Origin of the sequence: Spirochaeta thermophila DSM 6578 (genome assembly GCF_000184345.1) — a bacterium.
GTDB lineage: Bacteria > Spirochaetota > Spirochaetia > Winmispirales > Winmispiraceae > Winmispira > Winmispira thermophila.
Map to the genome: position 1 here is coordinate 1,911,195 of NC_017583.1, position 18,570 is coordinate 1,929,764.

The 18,570-nt window shown below is 63.3% G+C and carries 14 protein-coding genes and 2 tRNA genes; 7 read left to right on the forward strand and 9 right to left on the reverse strand.

Annotated features, from left to right (window positions below; translation table 11 throughout):
- The first annotated feature begins 70 nt into the window (after positions 1–70).
- The 4 genes from lon (at position 71) to SPITH_RS08675 (ending at position 5,112) form a co-directional block, all read left to right on the forward strand.
- Positions 71–2,443 (forward strand): endopeptidase La, encoded by a 2,373-nt coding sequence (lon, locus tag SPITH_RS08660; protein ID WP_014625288.1) that lies wholly within the window; start codon positions 71–73, stop codon positions 2,441–2,443.
- A complete protein-coding gene (locus SPITH_RS08665) occupies positions 2,440–3,267 on the forward strand; it encodes a M15 family metallopeptidase (RefSeq protein ID WP_014625289.1) in 828 nt (275 codons plus the stop codon). Before lon ends, SPITH_RS08665 begins: the two co-directional genes overlap by 4 nt.
- Before the next feature lie 64 nt (positions 3,268–3,331).
- Positions 3,332–3,826: a hypothetical protein gene (locus SPITH_RS08670; protein WP_014625290.1), complete on the forward strand. Its 495-nt coding sequence runs from the start codon at positions 3,332–3,334 to the stop codon at positions 3,824–3,826.
- A 41-nt stretch (positions 3,827–3,867) separates the two neighbouring features.
- Entirely contained in the window at positions 3,868–5,112 is a 1,245-nt protein-coding gene (locus SPITH_RS08675) for a peptidase U32 family protein (protein WP_014625291.1), read from the forward strand.
- Here the strand turns inward: SPITH_RS08675 and SPITH_RS08680 are convergent.
- Positions 5,061–6,974: a sialate O-acetylesterase gene (locus SPITH_RS08680; RefSeq protein ID WP_052296278.1), complete on the reverse strand. Its 1,914-nt coding sequence runs from the start codon at positions 6,972–6,974 to the stop codon at positions 5,061–5,063. The genes SPITH_RS08675 and SPITH_RS08680 overlap by 52 nt on opposite strands.
- Before the next feature lie 118 nt (positions 6,975–7,092).
- Here SPITH_RS08680 and SPITH_RS08685 point away from each other — a divergent pair, with 118 nt between their 5' ends.
- Positions 7,093–9,297 carry a glycoside hydrolase family 9 protein gene (locus SPITH_RS08685; RefSeq protein ID WP_014625293.1) on the forward strand — a complete coding sequence of 735 codons (2,205 nt, stop codon included), beginning with the start codon at positions 7,093–7,095 and terminating at the stop codon, positions 9,295–9,297.
- 57 nt (positions 9,298–9,354) lie between these two features.
- Here the strand turns inward: SPITH_RS08685 and ilvY are convergent, their stop codons facing one another.
- Positions 9,355–10,251, reverse strand: a complete 897-nt coding sequence (gene ilvY, locus SPITH_RS08690; protein ID WP_014625294.1) for an HTH-type transcriptional activator IlvY — start codon at positions 10,249–10,251, stop codon at positions 9,355–9,357.
- Between the two features lie 111 nt (positions 10,252–10,362).
- Between ilvY and SPITH_RS08695 the strand changes: the two genes are divergently transcribed.
- Complete coding sequence (locus tag SPITH_RS08695; protein ID WP_014625295.1) at positions 10,363–11,835, forward strand: ketol-acid reductoisomerase; 1,473 nt, start codon at positions 10,363–10,365, stop codon at positions 11,833–11,835.
- A 108-nt stretch (positions 11,836–11,943) separates the two neighbouring features.
- The gene (locus SPITH_RS08700; RefSeq protein ID WP_014625296.1) at positions 11,944–12,372 is read left to right on the forward strand and encodes a hypothetical protein; all 429 of its coding nucleotides are present in this window, start codon (positions 11,944–11,946) and stop codon (positions 12,370–12,372) included.
- Between the two features lie 4 nt (positions 12,373–12,376).
- On the opposite strand, the gene SPITH_RS08705 is transcribed toward SPITH_RS08700, so the two are convergent.
- The 7 genes from SPITH_RS08705 to SPITH_RS08735 form a co-directional block, all read right to left on the reverse strand.
- Positions 12,377–12,823, reverse strand: coding sequence for a VOC family protein (locus tag SPITH_RS08705; RefSeq protein WP_014625297.1), 447 nt, complete (start codon positions 12,821–12,823; stop codon positions 12,377–12,379).
- Entirely contained in the window at positions 12,820–13,674 is an 855-nt protein-coding gene (locus SPITH_RS08710; RefSeq protein ID WP_014625298.1) for a DUF4349 domain-containing protein, read from the reverse strand. Before SPITH_RS08710 ends, SPITH_RS08705 begins: the two co-directional genes overlap by 4 nt.
- 126 nt (positions 13,675–13,800) lie before the next feature.
- Positions 13,801–14,508, reverse strand: a complete 708-nt coding sequence (locus SPITH_RS08715) for an RsmE family RNA methyltransferase (RefSeq protein WP_014625299.1) — start codon at positions 14,506–14,508, stop codon at positions 13,801–13,803.
- Between the two features lie 8 nt (positions 14,509–14,516).
- Entirely contained in the window at positions 14,517–15,068 is a 552-nt protein-coding gene (locus SPITH_RS08720) for a TetR/AcrR family transcriptional regulator (RefSeq protein ID WP_014625300.1), read from the reverse strand.
- Entirely contained in the window at positions 15,061–18,297 is a 3,237-nt protein-coding gene (locus SPITH_RS08725; RefSeq protein ID WP_014625301.1) for an ATP-binding protein, read from the reverse strand. Before SPITH_RS08725 ends, SPITH_RS08720 begins: the two co-directional genes overlap by 8 nt.
- Positions 18,298–18,394: 97 nt before the next feature.
- Positions 18,395–18,477, reverse strand: a tRNA-Tyr gene (locus SPITH_RS08730).
- Positions 18,478–18,493: 16 nt separating this feature from the next.
- A tRNA-Thr gene (locus tag SPITH_RS08735) sits at positions 18,494–18,566 on the reverse strand.
- Positions 18,567–18,570 lie beyond the last annotated feature (4 nt).

Sequence of the window (18,570 nt, forward strand, 5' to 3'; positions counted from 1 at the left end):
ATTTTGTTTACTTTAATAGGGGTATCGCACCCTGGTAAACCCCCACGGAAACCCATGATAAGGAGGCACGATGGAACAGCACATCATCCCTGCCGACCAGATACTCCCCCAGAAACTCCACCTCCTCCCCCTCGTCGACCGCCCCCTCTTCCCCGGCATGGTCACCCCCCTCATCGTCACCGGCGAGGCCGACGTCCGCACGGTGCACGAAGCCCTCGAAGGCGGGAACTTCATCGGCCTCGTGCTCACCAGGACCGAAGAGCGGACATCCGTCTCGCCGGACGGCCTCTACACCGTGGGGACCGTGGCCCGTATCCTGCGGAAGATCAACCTCCCCGACGGCGGACTCAACATATTCGTCTCCACCCTCAAGCGCTTCGTCGTACGCAAGTTCCTCCAGGAAGGCCCTCCCATCGTCGCCGCGGTGGAATACCCCGAGGAAATCGGCGAGCAGACCGACGAGGTGAAGGCCCTCACGCGGGCCCTCCTCGGCGAGATGAAACAGGTCCTCGAGAACAACCCCCTCATCTCCGAGGAGATACGGCTCAACATGGTCAACATCGACCAGCCCGGCCGCATCGCCGACTTCATCACCGCGGTCCTCAACATAAAACGCGAGGAACAGCAGGAGATCCTCGAGATCTTCGACATCCGCGCCCGGATGGAAAAAGTCCTCATCTACGTGAAGCGCGAACAGGAACTCCTCAAGATCCAGCAGAAGATCCAGAAACAGATCAACGAGAAGATCGAGAAGAGCCAGCGGGAGTTCTTCCTGAGGGAACAGCTCAAGGCCATCAAGAAGGAACTCGGCGTGCCGGTAGATGCCAAGAGCGCCGAGTACCAGAAGTTCAAGGAAAAGATGGAGCGCCTGCCCCTCCCCGACGAGGTGCGTGAGGTCGTGGAACAGGAGCTCGAGAAGTTCTCCCTCATGGAACCGCAATCCCCCGAGTTCACCGTCATCCGGAACTACCTCGAGACCATCCTCTCCCTCCCCTGGGAAGACCCACCCCCCGAAGTGGTCGACATCAAGAAGGCCACACGCATCCTCGACCAGGACCACTACGGCCTCGAAGACGTCAAGGAGCGCATCCTCGAGTTCCTCGCGGTGCGCAAGATCAAGCAGGAGACAAAAGGGTCCATCATCTGTCTCGTGGGCCCCCCCGGGGTGGGGAAGACCTCCATCGGCAAGTCCATCGCCCGGGCCCTCGGACGGAAGTTCTTCCGGTTCTCGGTGGGCGGCATGCGGGACGAGGCCGAGATCAAGGGACACCGGCGCACCTACATCGGCGCCATGCCCGGCAAGATCATCCAGGGCCTCAAGATCGTCAAGACCAAGAACCCCGTCTTCATGATCGACGAGATCGACAAGCTGGGCATCTCGTTCCAGGGGGACCCTGCCTCGGCCCTCCTCGAGGTGCTCGACCCTGAACAGAACGTCGCCTTCAGGGACCACTACCTCGACGTACCCTTCGACATCTCGAAGATCCTCTTCATCGCCACGGCCAACACCCTCGACACCATCCCGCGCCCCCTCCTCGACCGGATGGAGGTCATCCGGCTCTCGGGCTACATCGAGGAGGAGAAGATCGCCATCGCACGGCGCTACCTCATCCCCCGCTCCCTCGAAGAGCACGGCCTCTCAAAGGATGCGGTGAAGTACACCACCCCGGGGCTGCGCGCCATCATCCGCGGGTACGCCCGTGAGGCCGGGGTCCGCAACCTCGAGAAGGCCGTCGACAAGATCCACCGCAGGGTGGCGAAGAAGCTCGTCATGGAGGAACTCTCCCAGGAAGAACTGCCCGTCACCATCACCCCGGAGAACGTGGAGACCTACCTCGACAAGCCCCTCTATCCCGAGGAGGAGACCAAGCGCATCAAGAAGCCGGGCATGGCCCTCGGCCTCGCATGGACTCCGTTCGGCGGGGACGTGCTCATCATAGAGGCGGTCGCCACGCCCGGAAGAGAGGGCCTCTCGCTCACCGGCCAGCTCGGCGACGTGATGAAGGAGTCGGCCACCATCGCCTACACCTACGTGCGGTCGATAGCCCCCCGCTACGGCCTGCCGCTCGAGTTCTTCGAGAGGCACCACATCCACCTCCACGTACCGGCTGGCGCCACACCCAAAGACGGCCCCTCAGCGGGCATCACCATGGCCTCGGCCCTCCTCTCCCTGGTGGCCGACAGGAAGTTACGACCCCAGCTCGCCATGACCGGCGAACTCTCCCTCACCGGAAACGTGCTCCCCATAGGAGGACTCAAGGAAAAGGTCATCGCGGCCAAGCGTGCCCGGGTCAAAGAGATCATCATCCCCCGGAGCAACGAGAAAGACCTCGAAGAAATCCCCGAGTACATCCGGAAAGGGATCACCTTTCACATGGTAGAATCCATGGAAGAGGTCATCGACCTCCTCTTCGAGGAGAAGCTCAAACGGAGGAGGAAGTGAGAACGCTCTGCGCCATGGTAGTCCTCTCCCTGCTCACAGGAGGATGCGCCCGGGCCAAGGAGACCGCACAGGAGGCCGGCCACCCTCTTCACCCACACTTCACCCTCACGCAGGAGACCCTCAGCGGAATGGTGGGGGACCTTCCCTCCTCGATCCAACAGGCCATCCTCTCACACCCTGAGGAGTTTCTCTCGCTCCTCGAGCAGGTGCTCCCCCTCTGGGAAGAGGACCCTTTCCTCTTCCTCCTCGTCGACAAGGCCCACGGTCTTCCGGCTGACTACGAGCCCGACGACCTCATCTCCCTCGAAGGAAGGGGACTCTCTCTTGCAAAGTCCGGCCTCATGCTCAGGGAGAGCGTGCTCCCCGATCTCATCCGTATGGTAGAGGCCGCCCGCAAAGACGGCGTGGAGCTCGTGGTAGGCTCGTGCTACAGGTCGTACGACCGCCAGGCGACCATCTACCAGTGGGAAGTGGAGACCTACGGGAAAGAGGCGGCCGACAGGGAGTCCGCCCGACCCGGGCACTCCCAGCACCAGCTCGGCCTCGCAGTGGACTTCTCCCCCATCGAGAACCGGTTCGCCGACCTTCCCGCAGGAAAGTGGCTTGCCGAGCACGCCGCAGCGTTCGGATTTTCCCTCTCATATCCAGATGGCTATGAGCACCTCACGGGCTACCGGTACGAACCCTGGCATTTCCGCTACCTCACCCCCCAGGGCACGGCCCTTCAGGACCGGTTCTTCGACGGTATCCAGCAGTACATGCTCGAGTTCCTCAATACTCACCGGGCAGCACTGCGGGCTGCATGGAAAGCTTCTGCTCCGTAGCCCTTGGCGAAGATATCTGTGAAAGGCTATACTGGTTGATAACGCTATTTCACAGGAGTATTGCATGTCACATCGATACCTGGTTGCAGCCGCAGCCTTCTTCCTCCTGCTCGCCCTTCCTCTGGTGGGACAGGAGAGCCTGCTTGTGGAGGGCACCTCGGTCGAGGCAAGGCTCCAGCAACTGTACCTCGATTACTTGAATGACCTCGCTACCCAACCCCACATCGACGAGGACGGGGACGTGGAGTTTCGCTACGACGGTGGTATCTACTACATCATCGTGGACGAGGACGACCCCGAGTACTTCAGCATCATCTACCCCAACTTCTGGGAGATAGAAAGCGAGGAAGAACACGCACAGGCCCTCGTGGCTACAGACTACGCCACCGCCATCTCCAAAGTAGCAAAGATCTACATCGTGGATGCCAATGTATGGGCCTCGGTGGAGATGGTCCTTCCCCAGCCGGAGGACTTCACCGAGGTCTTCGACCGGGCCATGAGGCTCCTCCAGAACGGCACGTACAACTTCGTCCTCAAGATGAAGGAACTCTCCGAGTAGGCGGTTTACAATCCGCCCCTGCTCACGTATGCTCCCCACCTATGGAGCTGGTAGCCCCAGCAGGCAATCTCGAAAAGCTTCTCTATGCCTACCGGTATGGGGCCGATGCAGTGTACATCGGCCTGCCAGGCTTCTCGCTCAGGGCCCGCGCCGACAACTTCGCGGGCGAAGATTACCGGGAAGTGACACACATCAAGAGGCAGACCGGGAAGCCACTCTACTGTGCGCTCAACGTGTACTTCCACCCCCCTGACATCGACCGCCTCAGGGAAAGCCTGGACTACATCGCCCTCTACCCCTTCGATGCCTTCATCATAAGCGATCTCGGGGTACTTCCCATCCTCCAGGAACGATTCCCCCATGTCCACATCCACCTCTCCACCCAGGCCAACTGCACCAACCAGGAGGCGGCTCGCCTCTACCACCGTATGGGCATCTCCCGCATCGTGGTGGCCCGCGAGCTCTCCCTCGACGAGATAAGGCGCATCAAGGACGCCGTACCGGAGCTGGAGATAGAGGCCTTTGCCCACGGTGCCATGTGCCTCGCCTACTCGGGTCGGTGCCTCCTGAGCGCATGGATGGCGGACCGCAGGTCGGGCAACCGTGGTGACTGCGCCCACTCGTGCAGGTGGGAGTACCGTCTTCTCGAGGAGCGACTCAGGCCAGGGGAATACTACCCTGTGATCGAAGGAGAGGGATTCTCGATGATCCTCTCCTCGAAGGATCTGTGCATGTTCGACCATCTTGCCGCCATGAAAGAGGCCGGCATCGATGCCATCAAGATCGAGGGACGGATGAAATCGGTCTACTACACCGCAGTGGTCACCCGGGCCTACCGCAAGGCCCTCGATGCCCTTGAAGGCATCCCTGTCCCTGACCTCGAGCGCTATCGGGAAGACCTTTTCCACGTGAGCCACCGGGAATACTCCACGGGGTTCTACTACGACAAAGACCACATATCTTACCCTGCGAGCGAGACGGTGCGGCCCCGGCACGTATTCCTGGGTATCGTGGGTCCAAAGGTGGGTGAGGGCCTCTTCTCTCTCGACGTGCGCAACCGCATCAGGAGGGGGATGAGCCTCGAGTACATAGGCCCCCACATCCACGCCCTGAAGGACACGAGCTTCAGGTTGCTCGACGAGGAAGGGAGGGAGGTGGACTCCCTCTCCCACAACCAGAGGGGCTTCCTCAAGACCGACCTCCCCGTGGAAGAGGGCTTCCTCATCAGGGCCGCTCACCCGAGCTCCAGCACGAACGGCGAGGCGGGCAAGCCCGCCCGGTTGTAGAGCGAGGCGACGGGGGCGTCGGCCCAGGCGTAGCGCACCGCGGTGGGAGCGGGCACCTCGGGGTGCCGGACCTTCACCGCTCCGTCCACGAGCGTAGCCTGCGCGGGAACCCACCGCCCGTCGGGTGTGCGGAGCTCGAACCCTTCCAGCACGTCTCCCTTCGCGAGGAGACCGCCGTCCACATGGTCGAAGACCACGATGAGGGCATCCCCCTCCTTCACCACCTCCCTGGCGAGGGGCCCCTGATAGGTGATCTCCTCGCCGTACGAGAGGGCCCTCGCACAGAGGGCGAGCCGCTCCCCCACGGTCTTCTTGTCCTGAGGGTGGAGGTCGTTGGACTCGCCGGCATCGATGGTCACCACCATGGCAGTACGGGGGACGCGGAGGGCCTTCCGCTGCTCCTCCCTGAGCACGGGCCAGAGCCCCCTCCCCTGCTCCCAGGGGAAGGGCTCGAAGTTCGCGAGCTGGACGTAGAGGAAGGGGAGGTCGTCCCTCCCCCAGGTGCGCCGCCAGAGGGAGATGAGGTCCGCAAGGAGCGCGGCATACCCATGGGGACGGGCCGTGTTCGACTCTCCCTGGCACCAGAGCACCCCCCGGATGGGAAACCTCCGGAGCGGGGCGATCATCCCGTTGTAGAGGCCTGCGGGTTTGTACTGGGGGAAGATCTGCTCCTCGCAGGGGGGCATCTCCACCCCGATCCGCCTCTTCCAGACACCCGAGAGCTCGAGCCTGCCCCCCTCGTACTCGAGGCGGTACGCCTTCCCGGGGACAAACCCACCGTGCCCCCGGTGAACCACCACCCGGACCGCGATCAGATTCCTCCCCTTCCTGAGCACCCCCTCGGGTATGGGATAGGTGCGCGGGGGGTAGCGATAGCCGGTGCTCCCTACGGCAACACCGTTCACATACACCTCGTCCGCATCGATGATCGTGCCGAGCCTGAGAAGGGCCCCTCCCTCAGGCGAAACGGGGAGCAGCACCTCCCTCCTGAACCAGATGGACCCGCAGAACCCACCGAGGGGAGGTCCGTCCCACACCCCGGGGATGAGGTGCTCCTCCCACCCGCGGTCATCGTAGTCCTCACTCCACCAGGGCGGCCGGGAGAGAAGCCCCTCATCCGTGCGGGAGAGTTCGGCATGCCACTGTTCGATCCCCCGGGCATTCTCCGCGAGCAGTGCCCGGAGGAAGGCATCGTCCTTGCACCTGGCGAGCTCCTCACGGTAGACCCCGTAGGCCTCCAGGACCTCCTCAGCCAGCCAGGCCTCTATGGGCGTGCCGCCTGCCGCAGCACGCACCAGGCCGATGGGCACCCCGTACCGCTCGTAGAGATGCCGGGCGAAGAAGTAACCCAGCGCGCCGAACTCGAGCACCGTCTCGGGGGTCACCTCCTTCCAGGAACCGCCCTCGAGATCGCAGAGAGGACCGTGGAAGTGGTGGCGCAGGGGCACCACGAACTCGCGGATGAAGGGACACCGTGCATCGCGTACCTCCTCGCCGAAGAGATCCAGGGTACGCCGCACCGGCAGCTCCATGTTCGACTGGCCGCCGAGGAGCCACACGTCCCCCACCAGGACATCCCGCACCACCTGCCGCTCCTCGCCACACCGCACCTCCAGGGAGAAGGGCCCTCCCGCATCCTGGGGGGGAAGCTCCACCTCCCACTCCCCGGTGGGTGAGGCCCACCCCTCCGCCACGTGGCCCCTGAACCGCACCTCCACCCTCTCCCCGGGCAGGGCCCTCCCCCATACCCTGAGGGGCACTCCCCGCTGAAAGACCATCCCGTCGCTCATGAGCGGCGAACACACGCACTCGGCCACCACATCCTCCATGCGCCTTTGATCTACGCCCCTACCATACCGCATGTAGGCCCATCCCGACAATTCCTCGCACACGACAACGATAAAAGAAGGTAATGTTTGACAACCAACCAACCCCGTGGTATACTCTGCCATGTTATAACATTTTTCAGGAGGGATCAGCATGAAAGTCACCGGTACGCACATACCCCTCTGGGTCGTGCTTCTCGGCCTCATCCTCGGATGTGGCACACCCACCCCCCCACCGGAGAGACGTGGAGAAGCGCCTCCCGAGGAAGCCGGAGAGACGGCCGCCGAGGAGCTCTTGGAGAACGGCGACTTCTCGGCAGGGACCACCCCCTGGACCCTCTTCACCCAGGATCCGGGAAAGGCGGTCATGACCACAGAAGACGGGATGCTCGTCTTTGAGATCTCCTCCATCGGGGAAGACACCTGGCACGTGCAGCCCGGATATCCCGGACTCCACCTCATAGAAGGACACACCTACCGCCTCGAGTTCGACATGCGCGCCAGTGAGCCGAGGACCGTGCAGGTCCGGATCCAGAAAGACGGCCCGCCCTGGACAGGGTATCTGGAAGAGAACTTCCAGGTGGGAAACGAGTTCCAGCACTACACCTTCGAGTTCACCATGCAGGAGACCGACAAGGCGGCGAGGCTCGTCTTCAACCTCGGCACCGCCGCGGAGGGAACCGCCCCCGCAGGTCCCCACCGGGTCTCCCTCGACAACATCTCGCTCAAGGACCTCACCGGCGGCCCCCCTGAGGAAGAGACCGGCGGCCTCCGGCCGGCGGTCCATCTCAACCAGCTCGGCTACCTCCCCACCGCACCCAAGGTCTTCGTGACCACGGTGGACTCCTCCTCTTTCAAGGTGCTCGAGGCCGACTCAGGGAAAGAGGTCTTCTCGGGCACACTCTCCTCCCCCATCCCCGACAGGGACTCGGGAGATACCGTACGAGTCGGGGATTTCACCGCCCTCACCACCCCAGGCACCTACGTGGTGGAGGCAGGTGAGACGCGCTCCGTGCCGTTCGAGATACGTGAGGATATCTACGAGGAGCTGCACACCGCACTCTTCAGATTCTTCTACCTCCAGCGGTGCGGCACCGAGCTTGCGTCCTCGCTCGCAGGGGCCTGGGCCCACCCCGCCTGCCACACCGCCCCCGCCCTCGTCTACGGCACCACCATCACGAAAGAGGTCCGAGGAGGCTGGCACGACGCAGGTGACTACGGCCGCTACGTGGTCCCCGCCGCCAAGGCAGTGGCCGACATCATCCTCGCCCACCTCTTCTACCCAGACGCCACCTCCTCCGATGCCCTCGAGATCCCTGAGAGCGGCAACGGGGTGCCCGACGTCCTGGACGAGGTGAGGGACGAGCTCCTCTGGCTCCTCTCGATGCAGGATCCGGAGGGCGGTGGGGTCTACCACAAGGTGACCACCCGGAACTTCGCGGGATTCGACTGGCCTCAGAACACAGGCGGCGAGCTTGTCCTCTCCCCCATCTCCCCAACCGCCACGGCCGATTTTGCCGCGGTCATGGCCATGGCCTCCAGGGTCTACGCGAGCATCGATCCCGGGCTCGCAAGACGCGCCCTCGAGGCGGCCCGTCGGGCCTGGTCCTGGCTGGAAGCCCACCCCTCGGCACCCGGGTTCCGCAACCCGCCCGGCATCCAGACAGGCGAGTACGGCGATGACCACGATGCCGACGAGCGCTACTGGGCGGCCTGCGAGCTCTACGCCGCCACCGGCGAGGAAGACTTCCACGCGGCCCTCGAAGGGCTCTCTCGAGGCGACCTCCGGGCCGGACTCGGCTGGGCCGACGTGGCCGACTACGGCACCATCACCTACCTCTTCTTCACCCCTCACAAGGACGAGGCCCTCGCCGCCGAGCTCGCCGCCCACCTCACCGACAAGGCAGAGGCCATCCTCGCCACCATGGAGACCTCCGGCTACCGCACCTCACTCACCGAGTACCCGTGGGGAAGCAACATGACGGTGGCGAACAACGGGATGTACCTCCTCATCACATCCCGACTCACCGGAGATCCCCGGTACGAGCGCGCGGCGGCCGAACACCTCGACTACCTCCTGGGGAGGAACCCCCTCTCCCGGTCCTACATCACCGGATTCGGGGAGAAGGTAGCGGAGCATCCCCATCACAGGGTCTCCTCGGCAGCAGGCATGACCATACCGGGCATGGTGGTGGGAGGCCCGAACAGCGGTCTTCAGGACCCGGTGGCCCAGGGAGCCCTCCGCGGCGAGCCGCCTGCCAAGTGCTACATCGACGACGTGGGGAGCTACTCCACCAACGAGGTCACCATCTACTGGAACTCCCCCGTGTACTTCCTGGTGAGCGGCCTCGTCGAGTGAGGCACCACCTGCTCCATGACGAAGACACGCGAGGGGTCGGAACCGACCCCTCGTTCCCTATCCCGTCTCCCCCCTCGCATCCTCCACGCACTCGAGAAATGCGCGAACGACGGGGAGATGGGCCCTCCGCTTCCGAACGGCGAACCCCACCTCGTAGGGAGGGAGCTGCGGCGCCGTCTCCACCACCCTCACCCCGTGCTTGAGCGGGCTCTTCTCGAGCACGAGGGCGGGCACCAGCCCCACCCCGCATCCTAGGCTCACCATCGCGAGGATCGCCTCGTTTCCCGAGGCCTCACCGTAGACGGTGGGCCGTATCCCCTCCTTTCTGAACCACGCCTCGATCCTCTCACGGGCGGGCTCACCCTCCGGTAAGATGAGGGGCACCCGCCCCCAGTCGATCGTACCCCCATCGAGGAGCCGGGAGACCGCACAGTCCATCTCCGGCCTGATGAAGACCAGCGGCGTGGTCGTGACAGGATAGAACTCCACCACCTCGGGGAGCACATCCGGTCGGGCGATGACCCCCACATCCACGCGTTCCTCGAGGACCGCAGGGAGCGATTCAGACGGCCCGCCGGTCTCCACATGGATGTGCACGCTCGGATAGCGCCCTCGGAACAGAGGGAGAATCTTCGCGAGAATACTGTAGCAGGCCGTGACCGAGGCGAAGATCCGCACCGTCCCCACCACACCGCTCGCCGCGAGCCCGAGTTCCGAACGAGCCTCCTCCCATACCGAGAGGATCTGACGGGCCCTGGCCAGGAAGGAACGACCCTCCGCTGTGAGCTTCACCTCCCGCGTATCCCTGATGAGGAGGGGCATACCGAGCTCCTCCTCGAGCCGTTTGATGGTTCTCGAAAAGGCGGAGGGGCTCATGTGACACCGCTCGCTCGCGCGCTTGAAGTGGAGGGTCTCGGCGAGCATCACGAAACATGTGAGACCATGGAAATCCACGTCGTCCCCCCAGAAAATTGCATTAACAGCAACTATTATATCAAAAAAACCACTTTACGCAATACCATTGACGTGTTATACTCATCGCACACCAGCTCCAAGGAGTCAGATATGATCGATTTCGAAACCAAGGTGTTCGCAAAAGAGAAGATCACGCTCGCAGGGACAGAGGAATACGTAGTACAGGGGGGGAAGGACAAGTTCTCCCTCCTTCCGAAGGCCTTCGAAGGCATCCGACAGATCGGTGTCATCGGGTGGAAGTCGCAGGGACCAGCCCAGGCCATGAACCTGAGGGACTCCCTCGAGGGCACCGACATCAAGGTGAAGGTGGGTCTCAGGGCCGGTTCGCCCTCGATGGAGAAGGCACGGGCCGCCGGCTTCACCGAGGAGAACGGTACCCTCGGTGAGATGATGGACGTCATCCGGGAGTCCGATCTCGTCATCCTCCTCATCGCGGATGCCGCCCAGGTCGAGCTCTACAAGGAGATCTTCGCCGCCATGCGGCCCGGCACCACCCTGGGGCTCTCCCACGGTTTTCTCATCGGCTACCTCAATGCCATCGGCGAGAAGCTCCCCGATCACATCAACATCATAGGCGTGTGTCCCAAGGGCATGGGTCCCTCGGTACGAAGGCTCTACGAACAAGGAAAGGAAGTCAACGGCGCTGGCATCAACTGCAGCTTCGCCGTGGTCCAGGACATCAACGGAAAGGCCACCGATCAGGCCCTCGGGTGGGCCGTCGGTATCGGCGCGCCCTATGTCTTCGCCACCACCCTGGAGATGGAGTACAAGTCGGACATCTTCGGTGAACGGGGCATCCTCCTGGGTGCGGTCCACGGCATGGTGGAGAGCCTCTACCGCTGGTACACCGACCACGGCATGGACGAGAAGACCGCCTTCCAGCACGCCGTGGAGTCCATCACCGGCCCCATCTCCAAGACCATCTCCAAGAAAGGCATCAAGGCGATGTACGAGGCCTTCTCTCCCGAGGAGAAGAAGATCTTCGAGTCCGCCTACAGCACGGCCTACTGGCCGCTCTTCGAGGTGATGCTCGAATGCTACGAAGAGGTCGAGAGCGGGAACGAGATACGATCGGTCATCATGGCCGGCAAGCGGCTCGAGCGATTCCCGTTCAGGACCATCGACAACACCAGGATGTGGAAGGTGGGGGAAGAGGTCCGCGCCGAGCGGGTGGAAGACAAGATCCCCCTCGATCCCTTCACCGCAGGGATCTATGCGGCCGGCATCGTGGCCCAGGTGGACATCCTGAGAGAGAAGGGACACGCCTACTCCGAGATCGTCAACGAGTCGATCATCGAGGCCGTCGACTCCCTCAACCCCTACATGCACTTCAAGGGCGTCGCCTACATGGTGGACAACTGCTCCACCACCGCGCGCCTCGGGGCCAGGAAGTGGGCGCCCAGGTTCGACTACATCCTCTGGCAGAACGCCTACCCCGAGGCAGAGAAGGGTACGGTCGATCCCGATCTCGTGGAGAAGTTCAAGACCCATCCCGTGCACGAGGCCCTCGCGGTCTTGAGCCGGTACAGGCCTCCCGTGGACATCGTGGTGCTCGAACAGTGAGGTGAGCGGTGAACCACGCGGAAGGGAGCACGCGGAGTGCTCCCTTTTTCTTGTCTTTTTGCTCCAAGAGGAGTACCATGGAGGGGATTCCACCCATAAGGAGGCGTCGTGAAACGAACGATACTGCTCCCTGCCCTCCTCTTCGCCCTCTCGGTGGCACTCCCGGCTGAAGACCTCACCGGTACTTGGAGATTGCAGACCCAGGTCATCCAGGTCATCCGCAACGGCCAGGTACTCGGCTTCGCCAACCCCGAGCAGGAGCGGTCGATCTCGCGTATACAGATCTCGGGAGACAGCGCGACCATCGTCTTCGGGGAAATATCCTTCTCCTGCGCCTTCAGGCAGGAGGGGCGGTACCTTCTCTTCCGGCTCCCCGATCAGGAGGCCAACATCGTCATCACCGTCATCCCCTTGAGGAGCGGGGGCTACAAATTCAGTTACTGCCTCGCCCCTCCGAGGGAGGGCACTCCCGTCTCGGGCGCAGGGAGCTCCACCCTCATCAACTTCATAGGGAACATGGTGGAAGAAGGCTCCTGAGAGACTAGAAGTTTTCCAGAAGCTCCAGCATCACCCCGAGGAGGGAGCGGGTGTCCATGTAGGCATAGCGCCCTCCCGGGTAGTCCCCCTGTTGCACGAGGGGAAAGCCGAGCGCCTCGATCCGTCGGGCCCTCTGCGGAAGGTCTTTCACGTACACCCCAAGGTGGTGGAGACCCTCGCCCCCCTCATCGAGAAACTCGCGCCAGATACTCGGATGTTCGTCGGGTTCTATGAGCTCGACAGTGACCTGACCTGCCGGAATGAAGGCGAGCCGCGCCCTCGCGGGTGTGGGGCTTCCCCGGTAGAGGGTGTGGGCCTCTTCCTGCGGCCCGGTGATCACGGGCTCGGGAGGGTCCACTCCCAGGAGAGCGGCCCACGCACGTGCGCTCTTCTCGATGTCGCGCACGATGAAGGCCACCTGGGCGATCTCGAACGTATCGAATATGCTCATGACTCCCTCCTTCCTCGTTTCCCCTCGGGGGACAGCGCGCCGAACACCCTCCGAAGCACCCCCACCTTCCCGAGGAGGAGCCAGTAGAGAAAGGCGAGGACGCCGATCCCGGGGATGCCGAAGACCACCAGTCCTATGAGCACGAGGAGAAGACCGTAGAGGAAACGAACGAATCCCACCCACAGGCTCCCCAAGCCCTCCTTAAGCGAAGGATACGAAGGAGGCGCCTTTTCCGGAGGAAGGGTGAAGGTGAAGAGGATACGTGAGAACGAGATGTCCTGTTCCAGCCTCCGCTTCTGCCCCTCCATCTGCTCGATCTCGGTTCGCACCCGTGCGATCGCCTCCTCCACCTTGAGGATATCCTCCAGGGTCTTCGCCTCACCGAGGTACCCTCTGTAGCGTTCCTCGAGGAGATACGCGTTCTTGAGTCGGGTCTCCAGGTCGTAGTAGCGCTCGGTCACGTCGATCACACGCTGGCTCGAGCTCAGCACCCGTCCCCACTCCCCCGCCCGCTCCATCGCCTCCCCGAACCGCCCCTCCGGGACCCTCGCCTCCACCTGCGCTCCACTCTCCCACCGCTCCACCCTCGCCACGTACCCACCCCATCCCTCCACCATCTCCCTCACCCCCCCCACCGCCGCATCCACATCCCCCACCTCCAGCTCCACCTCCCCTTCCCGCACCAGCTTCCGCTCCACCCCCACCACATCCTCCGCCCCCTCCACCCCCGACGCCGCCATCTTCGCCGGCGCCGCCTCCGCAAACCCCAGCGCCCGCACCTCATCCTTCCCCCGCCCCCCGCACCCCGCCAGCACCCCCACCAACACGAACACGCCCAGCATCTTCTTCATACCCTCCATCCTACTACACCCCAACCCGGAACACAAGCCCACCCATCCCACCCATCCCACCCATCCCACCCATCCCACCCATCCCACCCATCCCACCCATCCCACCCATCCCACCCATCCCGCCTCCTACCCCCACCACCCCGCCCCCTCCGCCACCCTCCCCAACGCCACGTGGCACGCCACCTCGGTCCTGAGCATCCTCGGCCCCAGTGAGAGCCGCACAAACCCCTCCCTCTCCAGCACCCTCCGCTCCTCGTCGGTCCACCCCCGCTCAGGTCCCACCGCCACCACATACCGCGCCCCCCGTACCACCCCCTCCCCCTGACCTGCCGCCTCATCGCACACATAACGCACCCCATCTCCACACATCCTAACCCCCTCCTCCAACGACCGCACCCGTACCACCTCAGGCACCCGCGTCGTCACCCCCTGCTCCGCGCCCTCGATGAGAGACCGCTCCCATCCCCCCTCCTTCCACAGCGTACTCTCCAGGTACGACCGCTCCGAAAGCCTCGCAGGAAAGACCACCACCCGCTCCAGCCCCAACGCAGAGAGATCCCGCAGGAGCCTCCTCCCCACGATCGGGCGCACCGCCGCCACCAGGAGCGTCACCGGCAACGGTGGAGGAGGGTCCCGATCGAACGTACACGAGAGCCGCACCTCCTCCCGCGCCACCTCTTCCACCCGCCCTTCCCCCATCCTCCCCCCCAGCACCCCCACCCGCACCACCTCCCCCTCCCTCACGCGCAGCACCGACACCAGGTGCTCGTACCTCCGGTCACCGCGTACGAGCCTCGTGCAGTCCTCTTCAGGAAGAAAGAGCACCAGGTTCATCCCACACCCTACCTGGTGAGAAACTCCGAGATCTCCCGCAGAAAGAGAGGCCTCACTCCCACCAGCTTCTCGAGCAGGAGCCCGTCGATCACGGCCATGAGTACCGCAGCCCGCACCTCCACATCCCCACGCTCGCCCAGAAGCTGCTCGAGCCCCTCCCGGAGGATCTGGCGCCACCTCCCGTATTCCTGGAGGAACCGCCGTCGCAGGATCTCGTTCCCCCCGATCGCATCCTGGAGCAGGTAGAGGTGCACCGGCCCCCTCGTATTCCCCCTGAGCAAGAGGTTGAGCACCACATGGAGGATCTCCTGCGGCGAGGCCTCATCCTTCGCCTTCGCCACCCAATCGAGGATCTCCTCCGTGATATACCTGATGTGCCGCTCGGTGAGATCGAAGATGAGATCGCTCTTCGAGGCATAGTAGTAGTAGAGCGTCCCCTTGCTCATCCCCAGCTCTTTTGCGATATCCGCCAGGCTCGTGTTCGCGACCCCTTTCCTTCGGATCACCCTCACCGCGGCATTGAGGATCCTGTCCTTGCTGTACTTTGCACTCTTACCCATGAGATCTTCCATCCTCCTGCTCTGAAAGAATGATATCAGGGCCTCTCCCGAGAAGCTCACCCAGAATCCCCAGTTCCTCGTCCAGCTCACGGACGAGACGCCTCGCCTCCTCCACCTCCCCCCTTCCCGCCGCCCCTTCGAGCCTCCTCGCGAGCGAAGCGGCCCTCACTCCGCCCACGTTTCCGCACACCCCCTTCAGGCTGTGCGCGAGTCTCGAAAGCAGATCCCATTCCCCCCTCTCCAGTGCAGACGAAAGGGAGGACCGCTTGTCCCCGAGGTCTCTGAGGAACACCTCCCAGAACTCGCGAAGCAGTTCCCTGCTCCCCCCCATCCTGAGGAGCGACCCCTCCACGTCGAGATGGGGGAGATCCTCCTCGGGGAGATCCTGCACCGGAGGGGAGACCCCTTCCCCCCTTCCGGCGACCTGCTCGAGCGCCCGAGCGAGATCCTCTATCCCCACCGGCTTGAGGACCACCCCGTCCATACCCACCTCATCCACCCGATCCTGGATCTCCCCCACCGCGTGGGCCGTGAGGGCGAACACGGGCACCATCCTCGCGCGCCCACCCGCCTCCCCGGCCCTGATCCTCCTCGCACACTCGAACCCGTCCATACCCGGCATCTCCACATCCATGAACACCGCATCCACCTCCTCCCGTCCGAGCAACGCGAGCGCATCCTTTCCGCTCTCGGCCACGAGCACACGATGTCCCAGATGCTCAAGGAGCCGTCTCGCCACCAGGGCATTCACCCTGTTGTCCTCCACCACGAGCACCCTCATCGCACGGGACACGCGCGGCACCTGCCCCTTTGCCGGCGGGGCGGCTTCCCCCTCCGCCTCCTCCAGGACGAGTCTGCAGACGAACGTGCTCCCCCGGCCCACCTCGCTCGAGACCACGACGGTCCCACCCATCATCTCGGCGAGCTGACGAGAGATGCTCAGCCCCAGACCCGTACCGCCGTACCTGCGCGTGATCGAAGAGTCCGCCTGGGTGAAGGGTTCGAAGATCCGCTCGAGTTTCTCCGGCGGGATCCCTATGCCGGTGTCCTCCACCACCAGCTCCACCTCCCAGTCGCGATCGTACATGCGGTGCCCCGTCACCGAGAGGGTCACCCCCCCCTCCTCGGTGAACTTGAGGGCATTGCTCAGGAGGTTGATGAGGATCTGACGTATCCTCACCGGGTCACCATTCACCTCGGAGGGAAGCCCCTCCGAGAGGTGGAGTTCGAAGGAAAGCCCCTTGGTCTCTGCCTGAGGCCTGAACATCTCCCAGGTGTGCCGCACCAGATCCGGGAACCTCAAGGGGATGCGCTCGAGTTCGATCCTTCCGGCCTCGATCCTCGAGAGATCCAGTATGTCGTTGATGAGGGCGAGCAAGGTGCCCGCCGAATCCTTGATGATGGCGAGCCCTTCCTCCACCTCGGGGGACACCCTGGAGAGGAGCAGGAGATCGCTCATCCCCGTGATCGCATTGAGAGGGGTGCGAATCTCGTGGCTCATGCTCGCGAGGAAGGCACTCTTCGCCCGGTTCGCCTCCTCGGCCTGACGACGCGCATCCTCCAAGTGGCGCAACGCATCCTTGTAGGAGGTGATGTCCCGCGTGACCACCGCCACGTGGGTGATCCTTTCCCCTTCCCTGTAGGGATTGTAGGAAACTTCGAGATCGCGCTCCCCGAGGAGTCCGAAGACGAATCGATCCTCCACCACCACCCTCTCGCCCTCGAACGCCCGCTGGATATAGGGGAGGATCTTTCGCCTGAAGGTCTCTTCTCCCCAGAGTTCCGCCACCCGGTGTCCCACGAAGTCTTCCCGTCCCTTGCCGTGCGCCTTGCAGAAGGCATCGTTCACCGCCTCGTAACGGAAGTCGCTGCTTATGAGGGACATGAAGTCTGCAGAGGCGTTCACCATGAACTTGTAGCGCTCGAGCTCTTCGGTCGCCTTCCGCTCCGCCGTCACATCCTCCAGGAGCACCACCACCCCCCTGATCACCCCTTCGTCGTCGAGATGAGGCGTGGCGACCATCGAAAAGATCCTCTCGCCGTACTTCGTCTGCCTCCGCACCTCCGCTCGCTGCGTCTTCCCCGACGCGAAGACCGGGGGGAGGGGACACTCCTCGCAGGGGAGCACAGGCCCCTTGCAGATCTCCACACAGCGAACCCCTTCCGTCCCCCAGGAAATCCCGGGGAACCACTCCTCCATCCTGCGGTTCCAGGCACGGACGACGTAATCCCGGTTGAGGAGCATCACTCCCACCGTGATGTTCTCGAGCACATTGCGGTACTGTCGCTCACGAAGGGCGAGGGTGTTCACCGCCTCCCGCTCCGCCGTGATATCCGAGAGGTGGAAAAGCGTGCCCTTCCGCCGGTCGAGGGCATCAGTGATCCAGGTGGCATGCACCTCGAAGAGCGTGGAACCCACCTGTATCTCGAACTGCTCCATGTGCGCCCTGAGGGAGAGGGGAAAGAGACCTCCGGGAAAGACCGCATCGATCTCCTTCCCTCTCACCTCCCGTGAGGTGTGCCCCACCAGGCGTTCGCACGCCTTGTTGATGAAGCGGATCCTGTCCGCGGCATCGAGGACGATCACCGGATCCGGCATGGCGTCGAAGATGAGCTCCCTCGCCGCAGGAAGCACGTCCACCCGCGCATCGTGGGCGAGGAGGGAGAGGAGCACCATGCACCCGAAGGAGAGCCCCAACAGGTACCAGAGGATGAAGACCTCAGGGAGCATGATGAAGGGAAAGCCCAGGGGAGCCACCGCAAGGAGGGGGCTGTAGGCACGGAAGAACCACTCGTACCGCTCGTAGCGAAAGAAGATCACGGCGAGAGAGTAGAGGATCATGAGTCCCCCCGAGGCGTAGGAGAACCAGCGGGGAGAGAATGTCTCGGGATCCCACACCCATGAAGGGACCGCCCTCATGAGCACCCCGCCGAGGAGAAAGACCCCCACGGGAAAGATCCTCACCCAGAAGAGGACGCGTCCCCTGAACCCCGCCGCCCCCGTGGCCACCAGGAACCAGGAGAGAGGGAGGAGGAAGAGAGGATGGTACCAGATGAGCTGGACATTGGGATCGTCCACGAAGACCGTATGCCCCATCACATAGAGAAGGGCGGTGAAGAACAAGGTGAAGGTGTAGAGCAGGAGCCACCTCCTCAAGGGAACTTCGAGGAAGAGGGAGAAGAGGAAGAGGAAGAAACTGAAGAAGAGGAGGACCCACTCCAACGCCATAGACTAAGGATATACGACAACACCGGTTTTCTCAACAAGAAAGCCGCACCTATATCAGGGAGAGACAAAAAGAGAGGCCCGTCCGGGCCTCTCTCGGTGGGGAGAGAAGGATTCGAACCTTCGAAGGCAAACGCCAGCAGATTTACAGTCTGCCCCCTTTGACCGCTCGGGAATCTCCCCACATCCATGTCTCAGGAGCCAACTGTCGGATTCGAACCGACGACCCCGAGATTACAAGTCACGTGCTCTACCAGCTGAGCTAAGTTGGCTCGC